Source organism: Actibacterium sp. (assembly GCF_041584535.1).
In the GTDB taxonomy this organism is placed as follows: domain Bacteria; phylum Pseudomonadota; class Alphaproteobacteria; order Rhodobacterales; family Rhodobacteraceae; genus Actibacterium_D.
Genome location: NZ_JBFHDW010000141.1, coordinates 1 through 6,794, shown reverse-complemented (window position 1 = coordinate 6,794; position 6,794 = coordinate 1). Strand labels below are relative to the sequence as shown.

Here is a 6,794-nt window from a genome sequence, read left to right as displayed (position 1 = left end):
GGCGTCGCGCGGGGCGTGCATGATCAACAGCGCCCGGTTCAGATCGCGGATCGCCGGGCCAAGATTGGCCTCGGTCACGTCGCGCAGAAAGTCGCGGCCAAGGGTCACGGTGCGGCCCGCAAGATCGACCTGCATCGAGCCATCGCCATGCAGGCGCGGGTGGGCCACGGCAAAATTGCGGGTGACATGCGCCGGGTCATAGGGCGCGGCCAGCGTCACCACCGCCAACGCGCTGGGGATTTCGGCTGCGGCCTTAAGCACCGCCGCGCCGCCAAGGCTGTGGCCGATCAACAGGCCGGGCGCCATGCCGCGATCGGCCAGATGCCGGGCGGCGGTGACCAGATCGGCGACGTTCGAGGAAAACGAGGTATTCTCGAATTCGCCGCCGGAATGGCCCAACCCGGTGAAATCGAACCGCAGCACTGCGATGCCCATTGCCGACAGGCGCTGGGCGATCCGGCGGGCGGCGTGGATGTCCTTGCCGCAGGTAAAGCAATGCGCAAACAGCGCCGTGCCCAAATGCGGCCCCTCGGGCAGGTCCAGTCGCGCGGCCAGCCGGTCTCCGGAATGACCCGGAAAGGTGAATTTCTCCATCGGCATGATATGTCCCCGTCTTGGTGCCCCTGACCCGCGAAAGGTGACGCCTGCCACGGTCCGGCACAAGCCATGTGACAGGCCAGTCACGCCCTGTTGACCATGCGCGAGCATCTGGCCTTGGTCGGGTAATTCCGTATGATACCGCCAGATCGAGACAGGAGATTTTCGTGACCGAGGTTCAGGACCAATACGAGGCATACCCCTATCCCGAGCGCGATCCGAAAGACGAGAAAAAGCGCCTGATCACCGGATCGCCGTCGCATCCTGTTGAAATGGATCACTTTCTTTGGGGCGGCAAGCGCGATTGGTCCCAGCCTCTGCGGGTGCTGGTCGCGGGCGGGGGCACCGGCGATGGGCTGATCCAGATCGCGGCGGTGATGGCGGCGGCGGGCAAGCCTTATCAGATCACCTATCTGGACCTGTCGCGCGCCGCGCGCGCCATTGCCGAACAGCGCGCGGCGGTGCGCGGGCTGACCGGCATCACCTTTGTCACCGACAGCCTGCTGAACGCCGCGCAATACGGGCCGTTCGATTACATTGATTGCTGCGGGGTGCTGCATCACCTGCCAGAGCCGCAACAGGGGTTTGACGCGCTGTCCGCCGCGCTGGCGCCCGAGGGCGGGATCGGGCTGATGGTCTATGCCCCCTATGGCCGCAGCGGTGTCTATCCCTTGCAGGACGCCTTTGGCGCGCTGCTGGCGGGGATGACACCGCAAGACCGTCTGGCCGCCGCCCGCAAGGTGTTTAAACGCCTGCCCAAAGGTCACCCGTTCGCGGTCAATCCGCATCTGGTCGATCACAAGGCCTCGGACGCGGGGTTTTATGACCTGCTGCTGCACAGTCAGGACCGGCCTTTTACCGTGACCGATCTGGCCGGGGCGCTGGAGGCCGCCGGGTTGGATCTGGTGAATTTCGCGCAACCCGCACTTTACGATCTGGCGCGCCTGCTGCCCGAGGGCGTCACCGCGCCGGACGGGCTGGACCGGATCGGCCGCATGGCGGTGGCGGAAGAGCTGCGCGGCACGATCAAGGTGCATGTGGCCTATGCGGTCAAAGCCGGGCGCGGCGCGCAGGTTCAGGCTCGGCCCGCTGACATGACGCTGGTGCCGCATCTGATCGGCGTGCCGCCGGGGCCGCTGGCGCAGCAGATCGCCAAGACCGGCACCGCGCCGATCCGGTCTGGCGACGAAAAATTCCCCGAGCCGCTGGCGAAATCCTGTGCGCCGCTGATCGCAATGATCGACGGGCGGCGCAGCCTTGCGCAGATCGCCGCCGGGGCGCATCTGGACCATTTCGCCTTTGCCGCGCAATGGCGTGCGATCGACCGGGTTCTGGGCGATTGGGGTCTGCTGAGATATACGCGAATTTCGGCTTAGAACCAATTGATACAAAAGAAAAACCCCGCGACCTGATGGCAGGTCGCGGGGTTGGGTCCTGGTCTTTGGCTTTGCCTAGATGAACTGCATCAATGCTGCTGTCACCTGAGGAGAGGTAAAGCCGACCCCGATACCGGTCAGCGCCATTGCGCGGGCGGTCATGTTCAGGTTTTCGCCCCGCAGCACCGTATAGATCAGCATGGCGAACCCGGCCGGGAACGACAGAACCATGATCGTCACGGTCATGACATAGACGGTCAGCTGCTCAAGCAGGCCGATTTCCTCGGGCGGCGGCGGGCGACGGCTGTCGCGGCTTTCGATCAGGTCGTCGGCGAAAATCTCGTGACGGGCGCGGCGCAGACGTTCTTCGTCGCGGGCGTCGTCATGATAGGTCTGGCGCATCCGGTTGCGGATCGTGGCATCGGTGTCGCGCAGATGCACGGCCTCGGCAAAGCTTTGGTCCAGCCGGGCATGGGTGGCATCGACCTGCATTTCAGCCGTGGCGAACGCGGCCTGACCGGCAGGCGCAAAGCCAGCCATCTGCGGTCGCGGCGTGACCCGGCCCGAGGCGGCCACGCGTTGCGGGCGGCGCGGGAAGGGCGCGGCGCCAGTGGCGGTGGCTGCGGCAGGGGCCGGTTCGACCGGGCTAAGCGCGGTCGGGTTCTCGAATTCCTCGGTGGTGAACAGGGTGTCGCTGAGGTTCCAATACACCATGCTGGCCTCGTGCTGGCGCATCAGGTGGCGCACTACGTGATAGCAGGCAGCCAGCCGGGTGCGTTCGTTCATCGCCCGCTCGGGGCCATCTTCGACCGTGACTTCCAGAACGGTGCGGACATCTTCCAACAGCGTGTCGATGATGGTTTTCGACACTTTCGCCTGCGCCGGACGGTTGGCATCGGCGAATTTGGTTGTCCAATCGTCTTGCGGCGCATAGCCCACACGCACGATCATGGCTTCGCTCAGAAACACAACATGGCTGCCTTCGGCGACCGAGGTTTGGTCGAACTCCAAGGCGATATTGCGGAACGGCCGCTGCAATTCTTCTGCAAGGTCGACGAAATTCAGACGCAAGGCACCGTCAAACAGGATCGTCGCCCGGTTGCAGCTTGGTTGATCCGACATTTCTTGTCTCCATTAGACACCGATTCTCTTTTGAGACCGGTTTCACATCCTTATGGTTGCAAGAGATTGCGGAGACAGTAGGGCGAATTTTAAGAAAAGCCTCCTTATAGGTGCCACAAAGTTCTTATTCTTGCCACAAATGAAATGGGGCGCCCGAAGGCGCCCCATCCAAGATTCAATCAAAAGATGTATTAGCAGCTGTAATACATTTTGAATTCGATCGGGTGCGGGGTGTGCTCGTAAGCATAGATTTCTTCCCACTTCAGCTCGGTATAGCCTTCGATCTGGTCTTTGGTGAACACGTCGCCTGCCAGCAGGAACTCGTGATCTTTTTCCAGCTCGTCCAGAGCTTCGCGCAGCGACGAACAGACGGTCGGGATACCGGCCAGCTCTTCCGGCGGCAGATCGTACAGGTTCTTGTCCATGGCTTCGCCCGGATCGATCTTGTTCTTGATACCGTCGAGGCCAGCCATCAGCAGGGCAGCGAAGCACAGATAGGGGTTCGCCGACGGATCGGGGAAGCGGGCTTCGACGCGCTTGGCTTTCGGGCTTTGGGTCCACGGAATACGGACGCAACCCGAGCGGTTGCTGGCCGAATAGGCGCGCAGAACCGGGGCTTCGAAGCCGGGGATCAGGCGCTTGTACGAGTTGGTCGACGGGTTGGTAAAGGCGTTCAGAGCCTTGGCGTGTTTCAGAACACCACCGATATACCACAGGGCCTCGTTCGACAGGTCGGCGTATTTGTCGCCTGCAAACAGGGGCTTACCGTCTTTCCAGATCGACATGTTGACGTGCATACCGGTGCCGTTATCACCCGAGATCGGTTTGGGCATGAAGGTCGCGGTCTTGCCATAGGCCTGAGCCACGTTGTGCACGATGTATTTGTATTTCTGGATTTCGTCGGCTTGCTTGGTCAGCGAGCCAAAGACCAGACCCAGTTCGTGCTGGCACGAGGCCACTTCGTGGTGATGCTTGTCGACTTTCATGCCGATGCGCTTCATCGTCGACAGCATTTCCGAACGCAGGTCCTGAGCGTCGTCGATCGGGTTGACCGGGAAATAGCCGCCCTTGATGCCCGGACGGTGGCCGGTGTTGCCCATTTCATACTCGGTGTCGGTGTTCCAGGCGGCGTCCAGCGCATCGACCTGATAGGACACTTTGTTCATGGCAACCTGGAAACGCACGTCGTCAAACAGGAAGAATTCGGCCTCGGGGCCCCAGAACGACGCATCGCCGATGCCCGACGATTTCAGATAGGCTTCGGCCTTGGCGGCGGTGCCGCGCGGGTCGCGCTCGTAAGCTTCGCCAGTGTCCGGCTCGACGACCGAGCAATGGATGGCCAGCGTTTTTTCCGCATAGAAGGGGTCGATATAGATGCTTTCGGTGTCGGGCATCAGTTTCATGTCCGACGCTTCGATGGATTTCCAGCCTTCGATCGACGAACCGTCAAACATGAAGCCTTCGTCCAGGAAGTCTTCGTCAACCAGATCCGACATCACGGTGACGTGCTGCAATTTCCCACGCGGGTCGGTGAACCGGATATCGACATACTCGATACCTTCATCCGCGATGGCCTTAAGAACTGCGTCCTTGCTCATATGACCTTTTCCCTTCTCTGAATTGGTCGCTAAAAGGCCGGGCATGGGCGGCCCGGCCGGAATCGTTGGATTAGAGGGCGTCTTCGCCCGCTTCGCCGGTGCGGATACGAATGGCTTGTTCCACGGACGAAATAAAGATCTTGCCGTCACCGATTTTGTCGGTTTTTGCGGCGTTGATGATGGCTTCAACGGCACCATCGACCTGATCGTCGGCCAGAACGACCTCGATCTTCACTTTCGGAAGGAAGTCGACCACGTATTCAGCGCCGCGATACAACTCGGTATGGCCTTTTTGACGGCCGAAACCTTTGACTTCGATAACGCTCAAGCCCTGAACGCCAATTTCCTGAAGTGCCTCTTTGACTTCGTCAAGCTTGAAGGGCTTGATGATCGCCTCAATCTTTTTCAACGGACTCGACTCCCTGATCAGTTACGGTTTTGCAAGGTGTCAGACCACTTTCATTGACGGGCTACAATTGGCTATGCTCAAGCCAAGCGGGTGGTCGGATGGAATCCCTACGTGCTGATTAAAATATATGCACCTTGATCAAAACGGGTGCAATTTGAAAATTCGAGGCCTGAGCAAGTGACTGAACTTCTGACATCTGCCCAAATGCGCGCCGTTGAAGGTGCCGCAATCGCCTCGGGCGCCGTGACCGGACTGGAATTGATGGAGCGCGCCGGGAAAGGGGTTGTCGCCGCGATTTTCGAGGAATGGCCCGCGTTGCGGGCCGCGCCGCACCGTGCCGTTGTGTTGTGTGGTCCCGGCAATAATGGCGGCGACGGGTTCGTGATCGCGCGGCTGCTGCATGACTGGGGCTGGGAGGTCGAGGTCTTTCTTTTGGGTGACCCCGCGAAGCTGCCGCCGGACGCGAAGACGAATTATGAGCGATGGTGTCCCCTGGGGCCGGTAACTCCCCTCGATGATGACCATTTCGACGGTGCGTTTGACGAAGGCTGTGCAGAGATGCTTGTTATCGATGCGTTGTTTGGCACAGGTCTGACGCGGCCCTTCCTGTCGCATCGTCATCTTGCGATGGCGCTGAACGGAGCTGAGTCTCGTGCACGGTGCAGAGACGGTTTCCCTAAGGTTGTCGCGGTCGATATCCCCAGCGGCCTGTGCGCCGATAGCGGGCGCTGGCTGGGCGACGATCAGCCGTTTGATTTTGCCAACCTGGCTAATCTGACTGTGTCATTCCATGCCGAAAAGCTGGGGCATCGTCTGGCAGATGGCCCGGAGAGCTGCGGCAAGACGGTGATTGCCGATATCGGCCTTGAAACGGATCCGTCTGCGGTGATGCCAGCGGGCATCGTGCGGCTGGTCGAGGCGCCGCGCAATTTGGATAAGCTGCCCGGCCATCATAAATACATCCATGGTCACGCCCTTGTCCTGTCCGGGCCACAGGGGCGTTCGGGCGCGGCGCGGCTTGCGGCGCGCGGGGCGCTGCGCATCGGGGCAGGGCTGGTGACGGTGGGGGCGCAGCCCTCGGCGATGGATGAATGCGCGGCCCAGCTGACAGCGATCATGCTGCGACAGGTGCGCGACGCCAAGGCGCTGGAAGAGGTGCTTGCGGACCCGCGTTTCAACGCCCTGTGTCTTGGCCCCGGCATGGGCGTGACTCGTGACACCCGCGAGATTGTCGAAGTGGCCTTGGCCGCCAAACGCGCGACGGTGCTGGACGCCGACGCGCTGACCAGTTTTGCCGAGGATCCCGAAACCCTGTTCACGCTGTTGCATGAAAATGTCGTCCTGACCCCGCATGGCGGCGAATTCGCGCGGCTGTTCCCCGATCTGGCCGAGCAACTGGCCGCGCCCGATGGTCGCGGCCCGGCCTGTTCCAAGGTGGATGCCACGCGCGCCGCTGCGGCGCGGGCGGGTTGCACGATCCTGTTCAAGGGGCCTGACACAGTGATTGCGCGGGCGGATGGGGCCTGTCGGGTGAACTCGGCTGCCTATGAGCGCAGCACGCCCTGGCTGGTGAGTCCCAGCGTCCCGTCGCCTCCCGAGTTGATGGCGTTTACCATGTAGGCGAAGCCCGTCCCCGGCGGCGGCACGCCGGTGTCGTCCACGCTGAGCTGGTGCGTCACGGCCCAGCCGGTG

6 protein-coding genes are annotated in these 6,794 nt (G+C 61.7%); 2 read left to right on the top strand and 4 right to left on the bottom strand.

What is annotated here, in order from left to right; all coding sequences use genetic code 11:
* Positions 1-600: alpha/beta hydrolase family protein (locus tag ABYW26_RS08435; RefSeq protein WP_372604330.1), on the bottom strand; the 600-nt coding region annotated here is incomplete at its 3' end.
* A 164-nt stretch (positions 601-764) separates the two neighbouring features.
* Between ABYW26_RS08435 and ABYW26_RS08430 the strand changes: the two genes are divergently transcribed.
* Complete coding sequence (locus ABYW26_RS08430) at positions 765-1,973, top strand: class I SAM-dependent methyltransferase (RefSeq protein ID WP_372604329.1); 1,209 nt, start codon at positions 765-767, stop codon at positions 1,971-1,973.
* A 75-nt stretch (positions 1,974-2,048) separates the two neighbouring features.
* On the opposite strand, the gene ABYW26_RS08425 is transcribed toward ABYW26_RS08430, so the two are convergent.
* From ABYW26_RS08425 to ABYW26_RS08415, 3 genes are all read right to left on the bottom strand, one after another.
* Positions 2,049-3,095, bottom strand: a complete 1,047-nt coding sequence (locus ABYW26_RS08425) for a hypothetical protein (protein WP_372604327.1) — start codon at positions 3,093-3,095, stop codon at positions 2,049-2,051.
* A 191-nt stretch (positions 3,096-3,286) separates the two neighbouring features.
* Positions 3,287-4,693, bottom strand: a complete 1,407-nt coding sequence (glnA, locus tag ABYW26_RS08420; RefSeq protein WP_372604326.1) for a type I glutamate--ammonia ligase — start codon at positions 4,691-4,693, stop codon at positions 3,287-3,289.
* Positions 4,694-4,763: 70 nt separating this feature from the next.
* The gene (locus ABYW26_RS08415) at positions 4,764-5,102 is read right to left on the bottom strand and encodes a P-II family nitrogen regulator (protein WP_372604325.1); all 339 of its coding nucleotides are present in this window, start codon (positions 5,100-5,102) and stop codon (positions 4,764-4,766) included.
* A gap of 177 nt (positions 5,103-5,279) precedes the next feature.
* On the opposite strand from ABYW26_RS08415, the gene ABYW26_RS08410 reads away from it, so the two are divergent.
* Complete coding sequence (locus ABYW26_RS08410; RefSeq protein WP_372604324.1) at positions 5,280-6,722, top strand: NAD(P)H-hydrate epimerase; 1,443 nt, start codon at positions 5,280-5,282, stop codon at positions 6,720-6,722.
* Positions 6,723-6,794: the final 72 nt, after the last annotated feature.

What these genes read in the sequence shown, in the direction of transcription:
- ABYW26_RS08425 (WP_372604327.1), bottom strand. Translation starts at nt 3,095, where the DNA reads ATGTCGGATCAACCAAGCTGCAACCGGGCGACGATCCTGTTTGACGGT.
- glnA (WP_372604326.1), bottom strand. Translation starts at nt 4,693, where the DNA reads ATGAGCAAGGACGCAGTTCTTAAGGCCATCGCGGATGAAGGTATCGAG.